Consider the following 23,665-nt stretch of genomic DNA (forward strand, 5'->3'; position numbering starts at 1 on the left):
GTTCTATTTTATTGTATCTTTTGCTGGAGCAGCATACGGTTTGTTTTTCTTACCAAATAGAGAAACGTTTATATATCGAGTAGGATTCAATCTAAGGTCCTGTAACAACAATTCTAATTCTTTTGAAGTCTTATTAAGATTCAGATACAAAGCCTCATCGTTCATGATTTTACCCATAGTCCCTTTTCCTGATTCGATAGTGGCCATCATTCCGTTAACATGTGATAATGTTTTTTGTAAAGACTGCACAGTAGCCGCAAAATTAACTTTAGAAATAGAGTCTGAAATCTTACTTAAATTAGTCGAAGTCTTTTCAAAATTAGAAAATGTGGCGTTTAATTTAGGTTTGTTTTGAGCCACAATCGAATTGACATCAGAAGCAACACTTTTAAATTGTGCTACAGTAGTGCTTAAATCAGCCAAACTCTTTCTTAAATTGTCTTTTGACTTGGCATCCAATACTTGATTTATATTTTCAAACATGACATTGGCATTGTCTAACAATTTTGTGATTTTATCCTTAAGTGGTTCCATTTGTTTTGCCAATTCATCGGTTAAACCCAACTTACTTGAGGACACAAAAAAGCCACCGTCTTCAATTTCTGGTCCCGATTTTGAAGGAATAATCGCAATCTCTTTACCTCCAATTGGACTTGGTGCATAAATTTCGGCTACACTATTTTTTCGAATGGGAAAATCGGAATTAATTTGAATTTCTACCTTAATTTTTGCAGTAGTGTTATCCAATGTAATGTTACTTACCTTACCAACGACCAATCCGTTTATGGTTACGGGCGCCGATTTTGCCAACCCTTCTACATTTTCATATTCTACGAACAATGTTTTGTATTTCACCAATAAATCTCTTCCTTTAAGATAACTATACCCCCAAATAAACAAAAGAATGGAAGCAATTACTAATATGGCGGTCTTAACTTCTTTAGATACTTTCAAAACTTCTTTTTTTTGCAAAAATAACTATATTATTTGATAATGTCTTTAATATCGACACTTTTCCCATCTTTAAATGCTAAAATGTAGGCCGAATCATAGCCTTTAGCCTTCGCCTCTTGCAATAGTTTTTTAGCTTCTTCATAACTAGAGGTGTTTCCATACATGTATTTATAAATAGTTGTATGCACACAAGTAACATTTTTCAACCCTTTAAAATTACTTGGTTCCAACTCTATTTTTTTTGGACTAGCCGAGATTTGTATTTTAAAAACTATTCCTTTTTTATCTTGAACATCCTCTGAGGCTGTATTGTCTACTTTCTTTGCATCAATATCACTTTTTTTATTTTCTGGAGTTGGTGTACTTATTTTTGTATCTAAACGCTCTGAAGGTTTATAACTCGCATCTGAATCACCATCTCCATCAAAATAATCTTTTTTATAACTAACAATAGCTTTGGCAATGGCTTCTGCAATGTCTTGCTGACCCTCTTCTGAATCCAAGCGCTCACCTTCCACCGGATTGGAAATAAATCCTGTTTCAATTAAAACTCTAGGCATGTAGGCTTTATGCAAAACCATATATGGCGCTTGTTTCACACCGCCTCCACGGCTTTTTTTACCCAATTCTTGCACAAATCGATCCTGAATTTTTCCAGCCAATGCAATACTGTTTTCTAGAAATTCCTCCTGCATGATGGTCATTCCCAACAAAGTCTCTGGCTTATTCGGATTATACCCTTCATATTTTGTTTTGTAATCTTTCTCCATCGTGATTACTTGATTCTCTCGTTTGGCTGCTTCCAAATTTGAAGCGTTTTTTGACATCCCCATCACATAGGTTTCTGTTCCATCGGCAGCAGTATTCTTGTTGGCATTACAATGTATGGAAACAAAAATATTGGCATCGGCTCGATTTGCAATGTTAGCGCGCTCAATCAAATCAATAAACACATCGGTTTTTCTCGTATAAATCACATCAATCGAAGGATTTTTTTCTAATATTTTCCCAACTTTCAACACTAAGGCTAAGGTGATATTTTTTTCGATATGTCCGTTATATACCGCTCCAAAATCGTGATCACCATGACCTGCATCCAACGTTACTTTAAATTTAGCTGATTGCGCTTGTAAAAAAGGTATTCCTAAAAATAAAAAGGAAAAAAAAGCGATTCGGTATCTCTTTGAAAAAATCATAGTTTTAGTTTCATTAATTTTATTACTCCAAAGCTGTTATAAAATTATTAATTCTCTATTTTTGACAAAAATAATTATGTAAGTTTGGCATCCCAAAAATTGGGCCATATTTTTACAAAAATAGTATTTAAACTTTTGCGTACAAACTTATTTTATATCGTTTTAACAATAATCTTTCTAGGCTTTGGAAAGCCCTTTATTTATGGGCAATCCGTTCCCAAAAAAAATACATCCAACAAAGTTTCTACACAAGACCAAAACACCAATTCTAATGCTTCTGCAAAAAAGAACGACACAATTAAAGTCAAGTCTATTTTGGAAGGAAAAGTAAAGTATCGAGCTAAAAAATATGAAAAATTTGATCAAAAAAAGAAACTAATTACGTTGCACGATCAAGCCGAATTATACTATTTAGATTATGAATTGAAAGCAGGAGTTATTGTTTTTGATTATGAAAAAAATGAAGTCTATGCGGGAAGATTAAAGGATTCGATGGGAAATTACACCCAAATCCCCTATTTCAAACAAGGTTCAAGTGTGATAGAACCCGATTCCATTCGTTTTAATTATAAAACCAAAAAAGCTTTGGTTTGGAACTCTCGAACGTCACAACAAGAACTCAACATAAAAGCACATCTTTCAAAAAAAGAAAACGATTCGGTTTATTTTATGAAAGGCGCGCGCCTCACAACAGCTAAAGACATCGAAGATCCTGAGTATTTTTTCTATGTTCGTAAAATGAAATTTGTACCTGGAAAAAAAGTTGTTATCGGAACTACCAACATGTATATTGAAAATGTACCCACTCCCATAGCGTTACCTTTTGCTTTCTTTCCGATTACTGAAAAAAGTCATTCGGGAATTATTCCTCCAAGTTATGGACAAAACAATACACGAGGCTATGCCTTGCAAAATGGAGGATATTACTTTGCTTTGAGTGACAAATATGACTTGGAAGTTTTAGGTGATTACTATACAAACGGAAGTTATGCCACACGATTTCAATCCAGTTATGCTAATCGGTATAAATATAATGGAAGTATCAATATCCGTTTTGAAAATCTTATCAATAGTGAGCGAGGCTATCCCGATTATTCCAAAACTAAAATTTATAACATTCAGTGGTCGCATACTAAGGATGCAAAATCAAATCCCAATTCGAGATTCTCTGCTTCTGTAAACTTAGGAAGCAGTCAATACTTTCAACAATCAATCAACTTAGCCAATATTGGGTCAACCCTGAACAACACCATGAGTTCGTCGGTTTCCTATTCGAAAACTTTCAATTGTGTGCCTCAAGTAAATTTTTCGTTGGCAGCCACTCATTCACAGAACACGAATACTAAACAAATTAATATGACGCTGCCTACATTTCAAGGGAGTGTTGATAGGATTTATCCTTTTGTTCCAAAAAATGGGATTAAAAAAGGATTCATAAAAAACATCAATTTACAGTATAGTGTTCGAGGTGAAAATCAAATGCAAACGACAGACGATTACTTCTTTAAAAAAGAAATGTTTGATAATGCTCGAAGTGGATTCCAGCATACGATTCCATTGAGTACAAACTTTAAAATATTCAAGCATTTCAGTGTCTCATCTTCCTTTAATTACAATGAAGTATGGGCACTTCAAACCATCAAAAGAAGTATGGATTTTGCAACCTACAAGGTCGTAGACACTAAAGTAAATGGATTTGATTCTTACAGAACTTATTCGGTCTCCAATAGTGTTGGGACGACTATCTATGGAACATTTAATTTTGGTAAAGACAAAAAAATTCAGTCGATTAGACACGTAATGCGTCCCGCAATTTCTCACACCTATGTCCCTGGATATGCTAAATATTACGACAGTTACGAATCGGATAGAATTTATGCCAAAGCTACAGGATTGCCTGTTGAGTCAATTTATACCCAATACTCTCGTTTTGAAGGGTCTATTGGAGGCGCGCCCAATAAATATTATTCAAATAACATTGGTTTTAGTTTGAGCAACACTTTCGAAGCAAAAGTACGTGATAAAGATTCGACAAAAACGGAGCCCAAGAAAATCATGCTGTTAAATAACTTCAATCTTTCTACTAGTTATGATGCCACTGCCGATTCTTTGCGATGGTCACCCATGCGCTTGAGTGGCGGAACCTTGTTGTTCAAACAAAAAATGAATGTAAATTTTGCAGCCACTTTAGACCCTTATGCTTTAAACAAGGCCAAAACTGGAAGAATTAATACGTTCAACATTGATGAGGGTGGTAGTCTTTTCCGAATGACAGCAGCCAATATGACCATAAATTATACGCTTGCAAGTTCGAAAGACGACAAAAAGAAAAAAAATGTGCAAGGTTCGAAAAATGGTGGACGGGAAGACGATTTATTTGGGAGTAATGACGAATTAAATACCCCAAAAGATTCTGACACCAAATCAGAGGAAGACGATGATGGATTTAGCGGTTTTTATAATGCTAAAATTCCTTGGGATCTTAATCTAGCCTATTCTATTACCTGTTCAAATAATTTTAACGAACGAAAAATTGCTAGCAACTCCTTAATGATTTCAGCCAATACCGATTTGACTCCGAAATGGAAAATTGGAGTTTCTACAGGGTATGATTTTGTTCGAAAAGGCGTTACATTTACACAAATACGTCTCAATAGAGATTTGCTAAGTTGGAACATGAGTTTTAACTGGAATCCTTTTGGCACCAATTCCTACTGGGGATTCTTCATTGGAATCAAAGCTGGGGTGCTTAAAGACATTAAATGGGATAAACGAACACAACCCGACCGAACATTACGATAAAACCTTTTTTTATTATATGAAAAAAATTATTCAAACTTCAAAAGCTCCTGCGCCTATTGGCCCTTATAATCAAGCGGTATTAGTTGGCAACACATTGTATACTTCAGGTCAAATTGCTTTGCATCCTGAAACAATGAAATTGGTTGTTGAAAACATAGAAAATGAAACTAAACAAGTTATGGAAAACATGAAAGCAGTTTTAGAAGCTGCAGAAATGTCTTTTGAACATGTTGTTAAATCAACGATTTTCATAAGCAATATGAACGATTTCGCTAAAATTAATGCTGTATACGGAACTTACTTTAAAGATGAAACTGCTCCAGCTCGAGAAACCGTGCAAGTAGCTTGTTTACCTAAAAATGTAAATGTAGAAATTTCAATGATTGCGATAAAATAAGAAAAAGCTCTTACCAAAAAAAGTAAGAGCTTTATTTATTTTGAACAACAAATTGTTTTAAATCCTGAGCATCAATAGACTCATGAGAAGCGTTATAAACTGAAACGCCTCTATCTATTACCAAAATTTGTGGCGATTGATGTGCAACTAGAAACCCTCGCGCAATGTCATCTGAGATTGATCTGTAATTTAGTAAATCAACTAAATAAGGTAAAATTTCGTTTTCATAATGAAACGCCGATTCAAAATTCTTTAATGCAAAACGGCTAATCACACACCGAGTGCTGTGTTTAAAAATCACTACGGGTTTTTCATGTGATTGTAAAATCAATTCATCCAATTGTGCGTTTTCGGTCAATGCAATCCAATTCATAAGTTCAAGATAAGTTCGGTTACAAATTTATACATTCTAAATGGAATTGACTAAGAAGATACTTACTCCTTTCTTCTAGAAACATTTTTTTGCAACGTCAAGACAATTTTTCAGTATGTTTAGGTCATTTTGACTTGTTTTTTCACTAAATTGGCTCTAAAATCGGTCATTTTGACTCGAAGTTTGAAGTGGAACATAAATTGACCACTAGTAAACAAACCCTGAATAAAACTAATAAACAACACAAAAAAATGACTTTTAATAATTTTACCATCAAATCACAAGAAGCGTTACAACAAGCTCAACTTATTGCGCAAGCTCATAGCCATCAGCTTATTGAAAACGAACATTTGTGTAGCGCCATTTTGGAAGTAGATGCGAATGTGACTCCTTTTCTTCTAAAAAAATTAGGCATTTCAGCAGATCTTTTCAAAAAAATACTAGAAAGTACGCTTCAAAGTTTTCCGAAAGTTTCGGGTGGCGACATCATGTTGTCTCGAGAGTGTCAAGCCACACTCAACGAAGCTAGTCTTCTCGCCAAAAAGATGAAAGACGATTTTGTTTCCTTAGAACATATTGTTTGGGCCATCTTTAAATCTAAAAGTAAAGTAGCCCAAATATTGAAAGACCAAGGAGCTACCGAAAAAGCGCTAGAAAGTGCTATTCAAGAAGTTCGAAAAGGAGAACGTGTTACTTCAGCCTCTGCCGAAGAAACCTATAACGCTTTGAATAAATATGCCAAAAATCTAAACGAATTGGCACGCTCTAGTAAACTCGACCCTGTAATTGGCCGAGATGAAGAAATTCGACGTGTGCTCCAAATTCTAACTCGTAGAACCAAAAATAATCCGATGTTGGTGGGCGAACCTGGAGTGGGTAAAACCGCCATTGCAGAAGGCTTAGCACACCGAATTGTAGATGGAGACGTTCCTGAAAATCTAAAAGATAAAATTGTCTTCTCATTAGATATGGGCGCACTCATAGCTGGAGCAAAATACAAAGGGGAATTTGAAGAACGACTCAAAGCAGTGGTTAAAGAAGTCACGGCAGCCGAGGGAGATATTGTTCTTTTTATTGACGAAATCCACACGCTCGTTGGTGCTGGTGGTGGCGAAGGTGCCATGGATGCGGCTAACATTTTGAAACCCGCTTTGGCTCGTGGCGAATTGCGTGCTATTGGTGCGACTACACTTGATGAGTACCAAAAATATTTTGAAAAAGACAAAGCCTTAGAAAGACGTTTTCAAAAAGTTTTGGTGGACGAGCCCGATACTGAAAGTGCCATTTCTATTTTGCGAGGGATTAAAGAAAAATATGAAACCCATCACAAAGTGCGCATCAAAGACGATGCGATTATCGCTGCGGTAACATTTTCTCAACGATACATCACCAACCGTTTTTTGCCCGATAAAGCCATTGACTTGATGGATGAGGCGGCATCAAAATTGCGTATGGAAATCAATTCGAAGCCCGAAGAATTGGATGTATTGGATCGACGAATCATGCAATTGGAAATAGAAATTGAAGCCATCAAACGCGAAATAGAATATTCGTCAAACTCCTTTGAAAAAGATAGCAATGTGAGACAAAATGATGAAACCAAATTGAAAGGTTTGGGATTGGATTTGGCGAATGCTAAAGAAGAACGCAACGAAATTTTTACCAAATGGAAATCAGAAAAGGATGTCGTAGATAGCATCCAAGCGGTTAAATTAGAAATCGAAGATTTCAAAACACAAGCCGAGCAAGCCGAGCGCAACGGCGATTATGGGACCGTAGCCGAAATTCGTTATGGCAAAATTAAAGATGCCCAAGTACGCTTGGATGCCTTACAAAAACAATTGCAAGAAAACCAAGAAGGGGAATCGCTTATCAAAGAAGAAGTGACTCGTGAAGATATCGCCGAAGTCGTGGCAAAATGGACTGGAATTCCAGTCATGAAAATGCTACAAGGGGAACGTGAAAAATTACTCCATCTTGAAGAAGAACTTCACCAACGTGTGGTAGGACAAGAAGAGGCCATTGAAGCGGTGAGTGATGCCGTGCGTCGCAGTCGTGCTGGATTGCAAGATGTCAAAAAGCCGATTGGAACTTTCTTATTTCTAGGAACCACAGGAGTGGGAAAAACTGAATTGGCCAAAGCACTAGCCGAATATCTTTTTGACGATGAAAATGCTATGACCCGCATCGATATGAGCGAATATCAAGAGCGTCATAGTGTGAGTCGCTTGGTAGGAGCGCCTCCAGGTTATGTAGGCTATGATGAGGGCGGTCAATTGACTGAAGCCGTGCGACGAAAACCTTATTCGGTGATTTTATTAGATGAAATTGAAAAAGCACATCCCGATACGTTTAACATTTTACTACAAGTATTGGATGAAGGACGTCTCACCGACAACAAAGGAAGGCTTGCCGATTTTAAAAACACCATTATCATCATGACCTCCAATATGGGTAGTCATATCATACAAGAGAAATTTGAAAACTTAAAAGGTTCAGTAGAAGCCGCTATAGAAGCTGCCAAAACAGAAGTACTGGGCTTGTTAAAACAAACAGTGCGCCCAGAGTTTATTAATAGAATTGATGAAATTGTGATGTTCACGCCACTCACCAATGCCAATATCAAACAAATTGTTGGCATTCAATTGCGACACATCATCAAAATGTTGGCGCATCAAAACATCACTATGGATGCGACACCCGAGGCGATTGAATATTTAGCTGAAAAAGGCTTTGACCCACAATTTGGCGCACGTCCTGTAAAACGCATCATTCAAAAAGAAGTCCTCAACCAACTCTCTAAAGCTATTTTAGGAGGTCATGTCACTACAGAAAGCATCATCTTGTTAGATGCCTTTGATGACGCTTTGGTATTCCGAAATCAAAACGAGTTAGTACCGTAAAAAACTAGGGAATACATCATATTAGGTGTTTTAACAAGATTGTCTTGTAACTCCCCGTTCAGATAGTTCCGATTTGCAATCCGTGCTTACAAAGAGTATAAAAAACACAAAACCTACAACGATAAAAACTTGTAGGTTTTTTTTATTAAATTTGTTAAAAGCTAAAAACATGTCAACTAAGTATAAAGCCGCAACAACCGAAGAAACCTATTTTATAACCAGAACAACAGTAGATTATTATTTTAGTTCAGCCAGAAATTATGCAGGATTAGATAATGATTTAAATATTATTTTGATAGATTTGTTTTAATATTGATTGTGGACACGGATTGCAAATCTGCGCTATCGGGGTTTAGAAATTAAATTTAAAAATATGATTAAATATTTATATCATTATCTATACTTTAGATTATATAAATTTGCAAAAAAAGTTGGTACAGTTGATGCAACATGGACAGCTATGCTTTTAATATCTGCATTATTATTTTTTAATTTTGCTCCAATGATATTTTATTTTATTAACATTAAAAAAATTTCTTTTCCGAAATTCTTTGGCTCCATATTAATAGGATTTATTTGTTTGTTTAATTTTTTTATTTTTATTTATAAAGATAAATGCTTTTATATAATTAAAGATTATGAAAAAGAGACCGATAGGGAAAAAATTATTAGTACTATAGTTGTAATAACATATATAGTATTAACTCTTGTAATTTCCCATTGAACGATGAAGTTGGTAATGGGTAATGTATCAAAATTAGTGACGAACTAATTTAAAGAACTTAACTATTTGTAAACCAAATAATCTTATAAAATTAAAGCAAGAAAGGCGAGCTGTACGGCTGTCTTTTTACATTAGATAAAGTCTTAAATCGAATAAAATGATACTTAAAGAAACCTCATGTGTCAAAGTTAGTGATACACAAATTTGTCCAAAATGTAAATCTAAAGCAATCATTAAAAATGGTTTTACTAAAAATAGAAAGCAGCAATACCATTGTAAATCGTGCACCACTCGGCTTATAGATTATTATACAAACAAGGCATGTTTACCTACAACTAATAACAACATTATAAGACTTACTAAAGAAGGTTTGAGTATACAAATCAATATGATGACACAGTTAGTAGTAGAGTGTGTGTTAATACCGTTCAAATACTACAAAATCTAAGCTTCAATTCCAACAGCAGAGTTAAACAATCTTAATTACACATACAGCGTAATTCCCAAAAAACCTATTTTAGGTAGTCAATACCCTAATTAAGATTTATCCTTGCGAATACTTGATCTAATATGCTCTAAACTTTCTTTATTTAATGGTTTCTCAAGAAAGGCTACAATATTCTTTTCTTTTTTAGCTCTGGCTTCATCAAAGGATTGATGCTAGAGGATAAAATAAATATTTTGGTTTGAGAAAAATACTTGGGAAATCTTTTTTTAAACGTTTCAAAAAAATCCCATCCATCCATAACATGCATATTCAAATCTAACAACACAACCTCGGGCAAATTTTCTAATGACACCGCGCCTTGTTCTAGTTTTTCATAATATGCAAGGGCTTCTACCCCATTGTAGGCTTCTACCATATTGTCACAAAAAAGGCATCCGCCTGAGAATATAACTTATTTTGCTATAAAACTGATTAAAATACTAAGGAATTGATAGAAAATCATCTGAATAGTACTAAAAATTCAAAAAAATAGTTTTAATTTGTACAAACACATCTCACTATGGAATTTAATCCCGATACGCTCGAAGCGTCGGCTATTTACAAATTACTAACGGGTTCCATTATTCCAAGACCTATCGGATGGATTTCAACCATCGACGAAAATGGAATCAACAATCTTGCCCCTTTCTCCTATTTCAACATGATTGGCGATGATCCGCCTCACGTAATGTTTTCAACTCGTAGAGACAACAATACCAATAAAGACACTTTAAATAATGTGCTGACCACGAAGCAATTTGTTGTAAATATGGTCACTGAAGACCTTGTTGAACAAATGAATGCCACCGCTCAAGTGGTTCCTGCTGAGGTAGATGAATTTGAATTAGTCGGACTTACTCCAATTGCTTCTCTCAAGATAAAACCAAATCGGGTAAAAGAAAGTCCCATTCAATTTGAATGTGAAATGGTGCACCATTATTTTCTAGAAAACCACAAACAAGGCGGTGCTTGCATCGTAATTGGTAGAATAGTCATGATGCATATTGATGAAACTATTTTGCTCGACAATCATAAAATTAATATGGAAACCTATAAGCCAGTTGCACGATTGGCTGGTTCTAATTACAGTAAAATAGGAGAAGTATTCTCAATTAAAAGAACTTAAAAATTATCAATTATAAATTGTTAATTATCAATTAAAATATGAAAATAGCAGTAATAGGTGGTGGCCCAGGAGGATTATACTTTTCGATTCTTACCAAAAAAGCAATGCCTCATTGCCAAATAGATATTTACGAACGTAACAAACCCGACGATAGTTTTGGTTTTGGAGTGGTATTCTCTGATGAAACTTTGGGTGAATTCCTAAAGCGTGATATGGAATCCTATGAATTAATACGTTCTAAATTTGCTTATTGGGACGATATTATTGTAGCTCGTGATGGTCAGCAAGTAAGTATTGCCGGAAATGGTTTTTGTGGATGTTCACGCAAAACTTTGTTACAGCTCTTACAACAACGCTGTCGTGAAGAAGGTGTTAATTTGCACTTTGAACAAAACATAGACGATCTAAGTCAGTATAAAGATGCTGATATTATCTTGGCTTCCGACGGAATTGGTAGCGGTATTCGAACAGCTAACGAAGCCGCTTTTGGTACTAAAATTGTTTTAAAGAAAAACCGTTTTGTTTGGTTGGGTTCAACTAAACCATTGGACGCATTTACTTATTTTTTCAGAAGCACACCCCACGGAACAATAGTGGCTCATACCTATCAATACGAAACTGGAATGAGTACCTGGATTTTCGAATGCAGCAATGAAACTTGGGAAAACCTGAATTTTGAAATCACGAATGAAGAAGACACCATTCAAAAATTAGCTGAAATTTTCAAAGACGAATTAGACGGACATCCATTAATTTCGAATAAATCGCATTGGCGACAATTTCCACACGTAACGAATGAAAATTGGTATCACGATAATATTGTTCTATTAGGCGATGCCAAAGCTACTGCCCACTACTCTATTGGTTCGGGAACTAAATTAGCGATGGATTGTGCGATAGGATTATCCGATGCCGTACTTGCTAATCCAAATGATGTGCAAGCCGCTTTCAAACAATATGACAAAACACGAAGAAATCCAGTGGAAATGATTCAATATGCCGCTTTAGTGTCATTAGATTGGTTTGAAAACATGGATAGAAACATACAACATCCGTTTTATCAATTTGCCTTCGGATGTATGACGCGTTCTAAAAAAGTAACCTTTGAAAACTTACGATTGCGTGACGCCTCTTTTACTGATAAAGTGTTGGAGGAATTTAATAGTACTCTAGAACTTAAAACCCAAAACCTAAAACCAATTCCTGCTGCTTTTACACCTTTCAAATTACGAGATGTAGCTTTGCAAAACCGAATCGTTATGGCTCCCATGGGACAATATTCGGCAGAAAATGGGGTGGTAAACGATTGGCATTTTCAGCATTATACCTCACGAGCTATGGGAGGCTTAGGGCTTATTCTTACTGAACTTACAGCCATTTCTGAAACGGGAAGAATTACGATGGGTTGTGCTGGTATTTATACTCAAGAGCAAACCATTGCCTGGAAAAGAATTACTAATTTTATCCATAAAAACACTCAAACCAAAATCGGAATTCAATTAGGGCATTCTGGTAGAAAAGGTGCTACTAAAAAACCCTGGGAAGAAACTTTTAATGGGACTTCTTGGGAATTACTTTCGGCGTCTTCAATTCCATTTAATGAAAATTCCGCTCCTCCAAAAGCAATGACACTTGCCGATATGGATTTGGTTACTTCTCAATTCGTTCATACTACCAAAAATGCCAACGAAGCGGGTTTTGATCTAATCGAATTGCAAGCACATCACGGATTTTTGTTAGCTTCTTTTTTGTCGCCATTAACGAATATGAGAACGGATGAATTTGGCGGAAGCATCGAAAACCGATTAAAATTTCCATTGCGCGTTTTTAATGAAATGCGAAAGGTATTCCCTAAAGAAAAACCCATGTCAGTGCGAATATCCGCTTCCGATTGGGCCGAAAACGGAATAACCGAAAAAGATATTTTCTCCATTGCAACAGCTTTCAAAAATGCCGGTGCCGATATTATCAACGTTTCAACAGGAAATACAGTATCTTATCAAAAACCAACAACAGGTAGAATGTGGCAAACCCCTTTTTCAGATGCGATTCGAAATACAGTCCGTATTCCGACAATTACTGCAGGTTCTATTCAAGATATCGACCAAATCAATACGATAATATTAAACGGAAGAGCCGATTTAGTTGCACTTGGTAGACCTTTATTGCTGGATGCTAATTTTGTTCGAAATGCTCAAGCTAATGAACAATTTGAACCAGATGATATTCCAAATCAATACAAAGCAGGAATTTCGCATTTATATCCACTGAAAGCTACAGAAAGAAAACAATTGGAAGGAATGAAAAAAGCGTTAAAACCAAAAAGTAATAAAAAGTAAAAAGTATATTGTATTTTCAAGTTCAATATACTGTTATACATTATACAATATACAATTTTTCAAAATGAAACATTACGAAGATACTTTTGCACACAATAGCTTACCAAGCTTAGATTTGCAACCAGAATATCACTTTACTGATTTGCCACAATTTCAGCATCCTGAAATATTGAATTGTGTTGAGAAATTATTAGACAATCATATCAAGGAAGGTCGTGGTAACAATAGTTGCATCCGAACCTTTGAAGAAACATGGACATATCAAGATTTGTATGACAAAGCGAATCAGATAGCTCATGTTTTAGTGGAAGATTTGGGTTTAAAATCAGGCAATCGAGTATTGATTCGCTCGGCCAATAATCCGATGATGGTGGCGTGTTGGTTTGCCGTTTTAAAAGCTGGTGGAATTGTAGTGGCAACTATGCCTCTTTTACGTTCTAAAGAATTGACAACCATTGTCGATTGTGCCGAAATTTCGCATGCTCTTTGCGATAAAGAATTGGAAGAAGAATTGCATTTAGTAAAATCCAATTTTCTAAAACATACCTGTTTCTATGGTAATTCACAATTGGAAGAATGGATACAATCCAAACCGAAGACCTTTTCAAATTACCATAGCAAATCGGATAGTATAGCCTTGATTGGTTTTACATCAGGTACTACGGGTTTACCCAAAATGACCTCCCATTATCACAAAGATATTCTGAATATTTGCGAATGTTTTCCTCCTTATTCGTTACAACCAACGGTAAACGATATTTTTACTGGGAGTCCACCGCTCGGATTCACCTTTGGATTGGGTGGGCTAGTCTTGTTTCCAATGTATTATGGTGCTTCTACATTTTTGATAGAGAAACCAAGTCCCGATTTATTATTGAAAGCCATTTCCGATTTTAAAATCACGATTTGTTTTACTGCGCCAACTGCTTGGCGGGTGATTACTACAAAAGTGAATGATTACGATATTTCGAGTTTACGCAAATGTGTCTCAGCTGGGGAAAATTTACCCTTAAAAGTATGGCAAGATTGGTATGACGCGACGGGATTAAAAATTATTGACGGAATTGGATCTACAGAAATTCTACATATTTTTATATCCTCTAACGAAGAAAATATGAAACCTGGTGCAACGGGAGTCCCTGTAACAGGATATGAAGCCAAAATTATAGATACTAATGGAAATGAATTACCTATAAACGAACCCGGAAGATTGGCGGTACGAGGTATTACAGGTTGTAAATATTTAAATCGTGAAGAAAAACAACGCGAATATGTAGAAAAGGGTTGGAACATTACGGGCGATATATTCCGTAAAGATGAAGATGGGTATTTGTGGTTTGTAGCACGAGGCGACGACATGATTATTTCTTCTGGTTATAATATTGGCGCTATCGAAGTAGAAAGCGTACTTTTAACCCATGAAGATATTCTGGAATGTGCCGTAGTTGGCGTACCCGATGATGAACGAGGCATGTTAGTTTGTGCACATATTGTTCTTAAAGACCAATCAAAAGCTACCGACGCCATGAAAAATCGTATTCAACATTGGTTCAAGGAAGTTGCGGCACCATATAAATATCCTAGAATCATTCATTTTACAGATGCTTTACCCAAAACCGAAACCGGAAAAATTCAACGATTTAAATTGAAGTAAGATGAAACAACCTTTTATAAAACAAGAAAAAATCCGTTTCAAACACATTGACTACGCCGGAATAGTGTTTTATCCGCGTTTTTTAGAAATGCTCAACGATTTGGTGGAAGATTGGTTTGACGAAGCTTTAGAAAGACCATTTTCAAAAATGCACGAAACTAATGGGATTCCTACAGTAGATTTGAAAGTACAATTCAAAAATGCGGCTCGAATTGGTGAAACGCTGACAAAAAAAATTTGGGTTAAAGAACTAAAAACTTCTTCTATAATTTGTGGATTCTTATTTGAAAAGGAACAAGAAAAAATTATTTTAGAAGGCGAAGTGACTTTAGTCAATGTCAAAATTCAACAAGATAGACAAAGCATTAAAGCCGAAGCTTTTAACGAAGAAATGAAAGCAAGAATTAAAAAATACGAATTAGAGTAAAACAACGCAGATTAGAGAAACCAAAGGAATTTTCACAGATAAAATTTTCTTGAATTTCTTCAAGCTATGTTCCAAAAACAAATATAAATGGACTTCAAAAAATTCAAAGCAGCCACTGTTCAAACATCACCCGTTTTTTTAAATGTGGAAAAAACGATTGAAAAAGCCATCTCATTCATCAAGGAAGCTCACGCTAATGGAGCGCAATTAATCGCTTTTCCCGAAGTTTTTGTGGCAGGTTATCCGTATTGGAATTGGATCATGACGCCCGTTCAAGGCAGCAAATGGTATGAAGAATTGTATAAAAATTCGGTTGCCGTGACTGACGATGCTATGCTACCGTTATTTCAAGCAGCAAAAGAAAACAATATTAATGTTGTCATTGGAATTAACGAACGTGGCGATAGTTATGGTGAAATATACAACACTAATTTAATCATTGACAACAATGGAAATCTAATTGGTAGACATCGAAAACTCGTTCCAACTTGGGCTGAAAAACTCACTTGGACTTCGGGTGATGGCTCATCGTTAAAAGTGTACCCAACTGAAGTGGGACCTGTTGGCACATTAGCTTGTGGAGAAAACACAAATACTCTGGCACGATTTACGCTACTTGCTCAGGGAGAATTGGTTCATATTGCCAATTACATCTCCTTACCAGTAGCTCCTCCTGACTACGATATGGCTGAAGCAATAAAAATACGAGCCGCGGCACATTCCTTTGAAGGCAAATTATTTACCATTGTGTCGTGTTCGACGATTTCGCAAGAAATTAAAGAGGCATTACGAGATGATGTTCCTAATGTGGATGACTTATTAACTAGAAAAAATTCTGCTTTTTCAGGTTTTATAGGTCCAAATGGGGCTGTTATTGGAAATCCTCTAATTGATGAAGAAGGAATGATTTATGCTGAAATTGATTTGGCAAAATGCATCCAACCCAAACAAATGCACGATATATTAGGACATTACAATCGTTTTGATATTTTTGATTTGCGTGTCAATGTTGCCCCAACAAAAAAAATTACTTTTATTGAATCTAAAGATGATTTTTAATAAAAATAGGAACTATATCGTTATAGTGTAATTTGTTTCTTAAAATAGTCTTAAAAAACACAGACTAACTCTTAAAAATTCAATATTTTCATAATTTCGTTTTGTGAGAGCAAGAAAAAAAATAATTGTCCTCTAAACTAAAAACGTATCTAATGAAAGTAAAATCGATTAGCATTTTTATTTGGAGTTTCTTTACGATTTCTGTTTTTTCTCAGTATAAATCAATAGAAGAACCACTTACTACAGCAAGAACATACATCCAACAGAAAGATTACAAAAAAGCGGTTTCTATTTTAGAAAATTATTACAAAAATCATTCTGAGGATTTAGAAACGAATTGGCTCTACGCTCAAGTAGCTCATTGGAACGGCAACGCAACGCTATCGGAACAATTGTTTCTAAAAGCCATTGCACTAGCTCCTGATGTTCATGAAATTGAAATGGATTATGCTCGTACTCTTTATGAAAATGGGCAATTGCAAAAAGTAAACTCACTATTACCAAAACTCGAAGAGTTTCCAGACACACAAGCTGAAGCGTTATTAATGGAGGCAAACATTGCTTTTTGGAATGGTCGTGTTAAGGAGGCCAAAAATCGTATTGCAAAAATTAAAACCCTTTATCCTGATAGCCACATTGCTGATGCTCTCACTCGTTCTATAAACGAAGCGACAACCCCTTATATTAAAACCCTATTTGAATATCAGCACGACAACCAACCTGTAGATTTTTATGCTGAAGCTATTGAAGTGGGACAATATAGCTCTTATTTTTTGAACCCAACTTTTGAAGTAAAAAATTATAATTTTACTCCAAATCATCAAGTAATATCTGGAAAATTATCCAACCAATTGTTTATTCTGTCAATCGGACTTACAACAAATTATTCCCTTGGAGTATATAAAAACTTTAGTGATAAAGTGGCTTGTATTGGAAGTCTTGATGCGACACTCAAGGTGTGGAAGCATACCTCAATTAATATGGGATACAACAGAAAACCTTACCTAGGTACTCTCGAAAGCACGTCATTTACCTTGGTACAAAACAATATTTTCGGTGCCATTGAATATAATAATTCATCACTTTTTTCTATTCATGCAGGCTATAACCAACAATTCTTTAATGATTCAAATCCTGTAAATTCGTTTAGTTCTTGGATTATTTCTAAACCCATTACTTTTTCTAAAATAAAACTTTGCTTCGGATATGGTTACAGTTATTCGAATGCGGATAAAAATTTGTTTACTGCAAAAGAATCGTTAGCAGATGCTATCGCACAATTTTCACCAAATAGCACAATAGAAGGGTACTATAATCCTTATTTCACTCCAAAAAATCAAATTACTCATTCTGTTTTAGTCTTATTTAATTATAAAGTTTCTAAAACTATTGAGTGGGATACAAAAGCCAATATTGGAGTGTATGCATCATGTGAAAATCCATATATCTATCTTGATACTGATACAACTGGAACCACTTTTTTTAGCAAAAATTCTGAAAAAACTACCTTTTCTCCCTATGAAATCAACAGCAATTTAAATATTGGTGTCTCAAAAAACATTCAAGCAAAAATATCATTCACACAACAACAAACCTTTTTCTATACTAGAAGTCTTTTAGGACTTGGGTTGAATATTAAATTATAAATGAATACAAAACTTCGAAATCACTTATTCAAATTCAAAGCAGCCAAAAAAGTCACACATATTGATCAGTTTATCCTATTGGTGTTCATTTTAGCTGGAATTCTGAGTGTCATTAACCTAGCTGAATGGTGGTTTCGTGAAGATCATATTAGTAATCTCTTTTTGTTTGTATTGCTCAGTATGTTTTTCTGGTATGGCATCTTGCGAATTGTTTTGATTTGGATAAATTATTTGCGTTTAAAAAAGCCCAAAGAAGTACCCACACCTTGTGAAGGACTTAGTGTGGCTGTTTTCACAACATCAGCACCTGGCGAACCGATTTCAATGTTTGAAAATACGTTTAAAGCATTAAAAAATTTAAACTATCCCCATACCACATATTTACTAGACAGTACTGAAGACCCTGATTTTAGAGCTCTTGCCGAACAGTACGATGTCGTTTGGTTGGATTTAGCCAATTTACCAGGAGCAAAAGCGGGAAAAGTAAACGAAGCCCTAAGAAGAACGAACGAAGAATTTATCTTAATTCTAGATCCAGACCATATTGTTTTTCCGAATTTTTTAGACCAAACACTAGGCTTTTTTAAAGACGAATCCGTTGGATTTGTTCAAGTAAGTCAAGGCTATTACAATATGTATCGTTCCTTTACTGCAAAAGGGGCTGCCGAACAAACCTATACCTTCTATGGTCCTACGCAAATGGGACTGTACGGCTATGGAGGTGCTGTGGCTATTGGCGCCAATTGTACGTTCAGAAGAAAAGCCCTAGAAAGTATTGGCGGACACGCTCAAGGTTTGGCAGAAGATTTACAAACATCCATGCGTATTCATGCTGAAGGCTGGAAATCAATCTATAATCCAGTGATTGTGAGTCGTGGTTTAGTGCCTGAAGACTTTGCCTCTTTTTGTAAACAACAATTAAAATGGGCGCGAGGAGTTTTTGAATTGCTATTTGACGAAATGCCATATTTGATGAAAAAACTCACCTTTTGGCAAAAAGTATCCTATCTTTCTATTGGAACATATTACCTTTTTGGAACAATAACTGCTTTTTTCATTTTTGTCCCCCTACTCTATTTCTTCACAAAGATTATACCCGGTAGAATGGATTTTACAGAATTTATTGCACGAGGTTCCATCATTTTGTTTATAGCTATTTTTATCTACATCTATGCTCAGAAGTTTTTATGTGACCGCAAAACAGAAAGTGGGTTTCATTGGCGTGGAATGATTTTGAAATATTCGTGTTGGCCTGTGTTTTTATATGCTTTTATTCTAACACTTAAAAGAAAAAAAATCCCTTACCTTCCTACTGCAAAAACCGCTGTAAAAGGATTTATTAATCCGTTTGTCAAACCCTTAATTGCCTATTCTTTTGTGTTTGTGATTTCAGTTGCAGGTGTATTGATTGAACGCCGCTATTTTACGCCAGAAAGTGAATTAATTTTCACAGCGCAACGCACATGGGGAATGATTGGATTCTCGTTTATTGCATTCATCCAATCGATCGGAGGTATTTTAGCCGCCTATGAAGCCATGCATCTCAAAGCGGAAGATGCTTGGAGCAGAATATTCATCAAAGAGGATACAACTATTGAAATAAAATAATTATTAACTAAAAAAACTGTATTATGAAAACCTTATTGTTAGCTGGTGGATTTGGAACCCGATTTAGTGAAGCCACTGATTTAATTCCAAAACCAATGATTCAAATTGGAGCCCAACCTATTTTGTGGCACATTATGAAAATTTATTCACAATATGGCTACAATGATTTTGTAGTACTACTAGGCTATAAAGGCTATGTCATCAAAGAATATTTTGTAAATTATTTTTTACACAACAGTGATGTCACAATTGATTTATCAAATAATGAAGTTAAAATATTAAATAACAAATCGGAGCCTTGGAAAATAACGCTACTAGATACTGGACTAGATGCAATGACAGGTGGTAGAATTTTACAAGCTAAGGATGTAGTAGGTGATGAACCATTTATGCTAACCTATGGAGATGGTGTAGGAAATATTGATATCCAAGAATTGGTTGCTTTTCATAAAAATCATGGTAAAGCCGTTACCATGACTACCGTTCAACCTGAAGGACGCTTTGGAGGGGTTTCGTTTGATGGAGAGAGCGGTCATGTGAGTAATTTTATAGAAAAACCAGTTGGTGATGGCGGATGGATTAACGCTGGATTCTTTGTTTGTGAACCAAAAGCGTTTGATTATATTACGAATGGGATTCAGACAATTTGGGAGAAAGAACCTTTGGAAAATTTAGCAAAAGACGGTGAACTTTTTGCGTTCAAACATTACGGATTTTGGAAACCAATGGATACATTGAGAGACAATATCCAATTAAATGAAATGTGGAAAAACAATAAAGCCTTATGGAAAACATGGTAAATTTTGAAACGCTATTTGGAGGCATCTATAAAGGAAAAAAAGTATTACTTACGGGTCATACAGGCTTCAAAGGATCTTGGTTGGCCTTGTGGTTAGAAAAAATGGGAGCTGAAGTATATGGCTATGCGTTAAAAAATGAGGATTTAAATCATTTAGATTTGTTGTCTTTAAATATTACTCAAAAAATAGATGATTTAAGAAATCTTAAGGCACTTCAAAATTACTTTCATGAAGTGCAACCCGATATCGTCTTTCATTTAGCCGCTCAAGCGCTTGTAAGAGCTTCTTATAACGATCCAATAGATACTTTTTCTTCAAATGTGATGGGCACCTTACATGTGTTTGAGGCTTGTAGAAAAACGCCTTCTGTAAAAGCTATTGTTAATGTGACCAGCGATAAATGTTACGAAAATAAAGAATGGCAGTGGGGGTATCGGGAAAACGAACCGATGGGTGGATATGACCCTTATAGCGCATCAAAAGGTTGTGCCGAGTTGTTAACCTCTTCCTATAGAAATTCGTATTTCAATACCGATTATTTTGGAGTAAAACATCAAGTTTTATTGGCAAGTGGACGAGCAGGCAATGTTATTGGAGGTGGCGATTGGGCAGCAGATAGACTCATCCCAGATATAGTGAGAGCGACTGCAAACCATGAAGCTGTAAAAATACGAAACCCAAGAGCCACTCGTCCTTGGCAACACGTATTAGAACCTCTAAGTGGCTATCTTACATTAGGTTGGAAATTATTAGAACAAGATGTGGCAACAGCTGAAGGTTGGAATTTCGGTCCCGACTTGTCAAGCAACTTGCCCGTAGAAGATATTATTAGACTTTCTGTAAACCAATGGGATGCAATTTCAATTGAGTATAGTAAAGATCCAAACGACCATCATGAAGCTAATTTGTTAATGTTAGATTGTTCAAAAGCTACTAAACAATTAAAATGGAAAGCCGTTTGGGGTATTGAAAAAACAATGGAAAAAACAATTGGCTGGTATCACGATTATTACATCAATTCTAAAGTGAATTCGATTTCCGACTTAGAGTCTTATGTTTCAGAAGCAAAGCATGCAAAAATAGTATGGGCACAATAGCGCTTAAAAATAAAACCATCCTTGTTACTGGCGGACATGGTTACTTGGGTTCTTTTCTTGTAAAAGCCTTACGAGAAGAAGGTGCTATTGTACATACTCTTTCCAGAACATCTTCAGATGATGCTTTTCATCATAAAGTTGATATTTTAGATTCTGAAACTCTTAAAATATGTATGCAAAAAATCAACCCTGAAATCGTCTATCATTTGGCTGCTGATATCAGTAGAACAAGAGATTTTTCAATTTTTGAACGTATGAACCAAGTGAATGTCTTAGGAACATTACATTTACTCCAAGCTATAGAAAATATAGACAGTCATTTTATTTTTGCCTCTTCAAGTGAAATATACGGAAATAACGTTTCACCTTTTCATGAACACCAAATTCCTCAACCTGTTTCACCCTACTCATTAACTAAAGTTAATGCAGAAAATTTAATTGTTACTTTTTGTGCGAATACCTCAAAAAAATTCACTAACTTGCGTATTTTCAACTTCTATGGGGCTAATATGCCTGAAGATTTTTTTATTCCGCAAATGATTCATTCGTTGAAAAGAAATGAAGATTTTTTGATGACTAAAGGAGAACAAATGCGTGATTTTTTACATGTAGATGATGTTGTACAAGCCTTACTTTTAACAGCCAAAAACAGGAATTCATATTATGAAACAATGAATGTTTGCAGTGGTATTGGCACAAAATTATGCGACCTTGCTGAAGAAATCAACACTCAAATTTCAAGTAAGGCTCGAATTGTTTTGGGAGCGCTCCCCTACAGAGCTAATGAAGTATGGGAAATGATTGGGTCAAACACTAAGATTAAAGAAAAATTAGGATTTTTGCCACAAGTTACGCTTGATAATGGCATCAAAAGAACTATAAACAATTTGTAATGAACTTATTTAAAAGATTTTCTCGATATATCTATGTGATTCTAGCCTTATCACTAGGCTTTTTTGTAGTCTATGGTCTTTCTATGGTTAGTGAAAAATCGAAAGGACCAATAGAAACCGTCCTCACTAAAGCAGGATCGACTGTACAGGAAGTTGAAAAAACCATCATTTTAGATCAAAGAGAAGGAACTCGTGAAGATAAATTGGCTTGGTTTAAAAACATTCGCTACCAAAAGGAAAAACTTGTACATTCTAAAATCATTCTTTTTGGAGCTTCCGATGATAGCAAGAAAGAATCGTATGAAAATATCATCAATTTGGAAGATTCACTAGCTTTAACGTTTCCAATTATTCATATTTATCAAGCTTGGGGAGAAAAAGATGAGCAACAATTTCCCATAAAAGAAGTTAATGCAATAGACGAAATTGGATCTGTTCCTATGATCACTTGGGAGCCATGGGTAAGTGATTTTAATGTTGAAGATTTTCCAGGAATTCCAGCCGTAGAACAACGAGACAAGGGCGCTTTTACACAAGTTGCCAACGGTCTTTATGATGCCTTTCTTTCCAAATGGGCGCAAAGTGCCAAAGACTATGGTCACCCTATTTACTTAAGATTAGGTCACGAAATGAATGAGCCTTATCGTTATCCATGGGGACCTCAAAACGTAACACCGCAAGAATTTGTTGCGGGGTGGAAGCACGTACATGATCTTTTTAACAAGATTGGAGCCAAAAACATCATTTGGGTTTGGAGTCCTCATACCGCTTATGGCTATTTTGATGATTACTATCCTGGGAATGAATATGTTGATATGGTTTCTACTGGTATTTTAAATTTTGGTACCAGTACTAATTGGAGTAAATGGTGGACCTTTGCTGAAATTTTTGGAAGTCATTACAAAGAATTGGCTTCTTACAAAAAGCCTATGATGATTGCCGAGTTTGGCTGTTTAAAACCTGGTGGAGATCGAGCAAAATGGTTTGGCGATGCGCTTCGAAATTTTCAAAAAAATTATCCTTTGGTAAATTCCATTGTTTTTTTCCACTATTCGGGTGATAAAACTACAACTGATAAATCGGTGAACTGGTATATTAAAGATGATAAAAAAGTAACTTCAAAAATCAAAGAAACTCTCAAAACTTGGGATGCTTCCATAAAACAACCTAAAAATTAATC

General features: G+C 35.4%; 20 protein-coding genes. 16 read left to right on the forward strand and 4 right to left on the reverse strand.

Annotated elements, in window-relative coordinates; all coding sequences use genetic code 11:
* Window positions 1–3: 3 nt before the first annotated feature.
* Both CLV55_RS00470 and CLV55_RS00475 read right to left on the reverse strand, forming a co-directional pair.
* Window positions 4–954: an MlaD family protein gene (locus CLV55_RS00470; RefSeq protein WP_112112200.1), complete on the reverse strand. Its 951-nt coding sequence runs from the start codon at window positions 952–954 to the stop codon at window positions 4–6.
* A 29-nt stretch (window positions 955–983) separates the two neighbouring features.
* Window positions 984–2,150 carry an N-acetylmuramoyl-L-alanine amidase family protein gene (locus CLV55_RS00475; protein ID WP_112111776.1) on the reverse strand — a complete coding sequence of 389 codons (1,167 nt, stop codon included), beginning with the start codon at window positions 2,148–2,150 and terminating at the stop codon, window positions 984–986.
* An 84-nt stretch (window positions 2,151–2,234) separates the two neighbouring features.
* Between CLV55_RS00475 and CLV55_RS00480 the strand changes: the two genes are divergently transcribed.
* Both CLV55_RS00480 and CLV55_RS00485 read left to right on the forward strand, forming a co-directional pair.
* The gene (locus CLV55_RS00480; RefSeq protein ID WP_112111777.1) at window positions 2,235–4,952 is read left to right on the forward strand and encodes a putative LPS assembly protein LptD; all 2,718 of its coding nucleotides are present in this window, start codon (window positions 2,235–2,237) and stop codon (window positions 4,950–4,952) included.
* 16 nt (window positions 4,953–4,968) lie between these two features.
* Window positions 4,969–5,349, forward strand: a complete 381-nt coding sequence (locus tag CLV55_RS00485) for a RidA family protein (protein ID WP_112111778.1) — start codon at window positions 4,969–4,971, stop codon at window positions 5,347–5,349.
* Between the two features lie 31 nt (window positions 5,350–5,380).
* Here CLV55_RS00485 and ytxJ read toward each other — a convergent pair whose 3' ends face one another.
* On the reverse strand, window positions 5,381–5,722 hold the full coding sequence (gene ytxJ / locus CLV55_RS00490; protein ID WP_112111779.1) for a bacillithiol system redox-active protein YtxJ: 342 nt from the start codon (window positions 5,720–5,722) through the stop codon (window positions 5,381–5,383).
* Between the two features lie 251 nt (window positions 5,723–5,973).
* Here ytxJ and clpB point away from each other — a divergent pair, with 251 nt between their 5' ends.
* The 3 genes from clpB to CLV55_RS13110 all read left to right on the forward strand — a co-directional run bounded on the left by clpB (window position 5,974) and on the right by CLV55_RS13110 (window position 9,797).
* The gene (clpB, locus tag CLV55_RS00495) at window positions 5,974–8,625 is read left to right on the forward strand and encodes an ATP-dependent chaperone ClpB (RefSeq protein ID WP_112112201.1); all 2,652 of its coding nucleotides are present in this window, start codon (window positions 5,974–5,976) and stop codon (window positions 8,623–8,625) included.
* A gap of 169 nt (window positions 8,626–8,794) precedes the next feature.
* The gene (locus CLV55_RS12920; protein ID WP_211306473.1) at window positions 8,795–8,935 is read left to right on the forward strand and encodes a hypothetical protein; all 141 of its coding nucleotides are present in this window, start codon (window positions 8,795–8,797) and stop codon (window positions 8,933–8,935) included.
* Window positions 8,936–9,506: 571 nt separating this feature from the next.
* The gene (locus CLV55_RS13110) at window positions 9,507–9,797 is read left to right on the forward strand and encodes an IS1/IS1595 family N-terminal zinc-binding domain-containing protein (RefSeq protein WP_112111781.1); all 291 of its coding nucleotides are present in this window, start codon (window positions 9,507–9,509) and stop codon (window positions 9,795–9,797) included.
* A gap of 163 nt (window positions 9,798–9,960) precedes the next feature.
* On the opposite strand, the gene CLV55_RS00515 is transcribed toward CLV55_RS13110, so the two are convergent.
* Window positions 9,961–10,212 (reverse strand): response regulator transcription factor, encoded by a 252-nt coding sequence (locus tag CLV55_RS00515; RefSeq protein ID WP_112111782.1) that lies wholly within the window; start codon window positions 10,210–10,212, stop codon window positions 9,961–9,963.
* A gap of 144 nt (window positions 10,213–10,356) precedes the next feature.
* Here CLV55_RS00515 and CLV55_RS00520 point away from each other — a divergent pair, with 144 nt between their 5' ends.
* The 11 genes from CLV55_RS00520 to CLV55_RS00570 all read left to right on the forward strand — a co-directional run bounded on the left by CLV55_RS00520 (window position 10,357) and on the right by CLV55_RS00570 (window position 23,663).
* A complete protein-coding gene (locus tag CLV55_RS00520) occupies window positions 10,357–10,962 on the forward strand; it encodes a flavin reductase family protein (protein WP_112111783.1) in 606 nt (201 codons plus the stop codon).
* 38 nt (window positions 10,963–11,000) lie between these two features.
* On the forward strand, window positions 11,001–13,301 hold the full coding sequence (locus CLV55_RS00525; protein ID WP_112111784.1) for an oxidoreductase: 2,301 nt from the start codon (window positions 11,001–11,003) through the stop codon (window positions 13,299–13,301).
* 64 nt (window positions 13,302–13,365) lie between these two features.
* Window positions 13,366–14,955 (forward strand): AMP-binding protein, encoded by a 1,590-nt coding sequence (locus CLV55_RS00530; RefSeq protein WP_112111785.1) that lies wholly within the window; start codon window positions 13,366–13,368, stop codon window positions 14,953–14,955.
* 1 nt (window position 14,956) lies between these two features.
* The gene (locus CLV55_RS00535) at window positions 14,957–15,382 is read left to right on the forward strand and encodes an acyl-CoA thioesterase (RefSeq protein ID WP_112111786.1); all 426 of its coding nucleotides are present in this window, start codon (window positions 14,957–14,959) and stop codon (window positions 15,380–15,382) included.
* Window positions 15,383–15,469: 87 nt separating this feature from the next.
* On the forward strand, window positions 15,470–16,441 hold the full coding sequence (locus CLV55_RS00540; protein WP_112111787.1) for a carbon-nitrogen hydrolase family protein: 972 nt from the start codon (window positions 15,470–15,472) through the stop codon (window positions 16,439–16,441).
* Between the two features lie 152 nt (window positions 16,442–16,593).
* Complete coding sequence (locus CLV55_RS00545) at window positions 16,594–18,087, forward strand: tetratricopeptide repeat protein (protein WP_112111788.1); 1,494 nt, start codon at window positions 16,594–16,596, stop codon at window positions 18,085–18,087.
* Window positions 18,088–19,695, forward strand: a complete 1,608-nt coding sequence (locus tag CLV55_RS00550; RefSeq protein ID WP_112111789.1) for a glycosyltransferase family 2 protein — start codon at window positions 18,088–18,090, stop codon at window positions 19,693–19,695.
* A gap of 23 nt (window positions 19,696–19,718) precedes the next feature.
* The gene (rfbF, locus tag CLV55_RS00555) at window positions 19,719–20,495 is read left to right on the forward strand and encodes a glucose-1-phosphate cytidylyltransferase (RefSeq protein WP_112111790.1); all 777 of its coding nucleotides are present in this window, start codon (window positions 19,719–19,721) and stop codon (window positions 20,493–20,495) included.
* Window positions 20,480–21,592, forward strand: coding sequence for a CDP-glucose 4,6-dehydratase (rfbG, locus tag CLV55_RS00560; RefSeq protein WP_112111791.1), 1,113 nt, complete (start codon window positions 20,480–20,482; stop codon window positions 21,590–21,592). Before rfbF ends, rfbG begins: the two co-directional genes overlap by 16 nt.
* Window positions 21,580–22,485 (forward strand): NAD-dependent epimerase/dehydratase family protein, encoded by a 906-nt coding sequence (locus CLV55_RS00565; protein WP_112111792.1) that lies wholly within the window; start codon window positions 21,580–21,582, stop codon window positions 22,483–22,485. The genes rfbG and CLV55_RS00565 overlap by 13 nt, the downstream gene beginning before the upstream one ends.
* On the forward strand, window positions 22,485–23,663 hold the full coding sequence (locus CLV55_RS00570) for a glycoside hydrolase family 26 protein (RefSeq protein ID WP_112111793.1): 1,179 nt from the start codon (window positions 22,485–22,487) through the stop codon (window positions 23,661–23,663). The genes CLV55_RS00565 and CLV55_RS00570 overlap by 1 nt, the downstream gene beginning before the upstream one ends.
* Window positions 23,664–23,665: the final 2 nt, after the last annotated feature.

Source organism: Flavobacterium aciduliphilum (assembly GCF_003268855.1).
In the GTDB taxonomy this organism is placed as follows: domain Bacteria; phylum Bacteroidota; class Bacteroidia; order Flavobacteriales; family Flavobacteriaceae; genus Flavobacterium; species Flavobacterium aciduliphilum.

Excerpts from the sequence above, each read along its gene's own strand:
- CLV55_RS00475 (WP_112111776.1), bottom strand. The coding sequence starts at position 2,150 with ATGATTTTTTCAAAGAGATACCGAATCGCTTTTTTTTCCTTTTTATTT.
- CLV55_RS00485 (WP_112111778.1), top strand. The coding sequence starts at position 4,969 with ATGAAAAAAATTATTCAAACTTCAAAAGCTCCTGCGCCTATTGGCCCT.
- ytxJ (WP_112111779.1), bottom strand. The coding sequence starts at position 5,722 with ATGAATTGGATTGCATTGACCGAAAACGCACAATTGGATGAATTGATT.
- clpB (WP_112112201.1), top strand. The coding sequence starts at position 5,974 with ATGACTTTTAATAATTTTACCATCAAATCACAAGAAGCGTTACAACAA.
- CLV55_RS12920 (WP_211306473.1), top strand. The coding sequence starts at position 8,795 with ATGTCAACTAAGTATAAAGCCGCAACAACCGAAGAAACCTATTTTATA.
- CLV55_RS13110 (WP_112111781.1), top strand. The coding sequence starts at position 9,507 with ATGATACTTAAAGAAACCTCATGTGTCAAAGTTAGTGATACACAAATT.
- CLV55_RS00515 (WP_112111782.1), bottom strand. The coding sequence starts at position 10,212 with ATGGTAGAAGCCTACAATGGGGTAGAAGCCCTTGCATATTATGAAAAA.
- CLV55_RS00520 (WP_112111783.1), top strand. The coding sequence starts at position 10,357 with ATGGAATTTAATCCCGATACGCTCGAAGCGTCGGCTATTTACAAATTA.
- CLV55_RS00525 (WP_112111784.1), top strand. The coding sequence starts at position 11,001 with ATGAAAATAGCAGTAATAGGTGGTGGCCCAGGAGGATTATACTTTTCG.
- CLV55_RS00530 (WP_112111785.1), top strand. The coding sequence starts at position 13,366 with ATGAAACATTACGAAGATACTTTTGCACACAATAGCTTACCAAGCTTA.
- CLV55_RS00535 (WP_112111786.1), top strand. The coding sequence starts at position 14,957 with ATGAAACAACCTTTTATAAAACAAGAAAAAATCCGTTTCAAACACATT.
- CLV55_RS00540 (WP_112111787.1), top strand. The coding sequence starts at position 15,470 with ATGGACTTCAAAAAATTCAAAGCAGCCACTGTTCAAACATCACCCGTT.
- CLV55_RS00545 (WP_112111788.1), top strand. The coding sequence starts at position 16,594 with ATGAAAGTAAAATCGATTAGCATTTTTATTTGGAGTTTCTTTACGATT.
- CLV55_RS00550 (WP_112111789.1), top strand. The coding sequence starts at position 18,088 with ATGAATACAAAACTTCGAAATCACTTATTCAAATTCAAAGCAGCCAAA.
- rfbF (WP_112111790.1), top strand. The coding sequence starts at position 19,719 with ATGAAAACCTTATTGTTAGCTGGTGGATTTGGAACCCGATTTAGTGAA.
- rfbG (WP_112111791.1), top strand. The coding sequence starts at position 20,480 with ATGGAAAACATGGTAAATTTTGAAACGCTATTTGGAGGCATCTATAAA.
- CLV55_RS00565 (WP_112111792.1), top strand. The coding sequence starts at position 21,580 with ATGGGCACAATAGCGCTTAAAAATAAAACCATCCTTGTTACTGGCGGA.
- CLV55_RS00570 (WP_112111793.1), top strand. The coding sequence starts at position 22,485 with ATGAACTTATTTAAAAGATTTTCTCGATATATCTATGTGATTCTAGCC.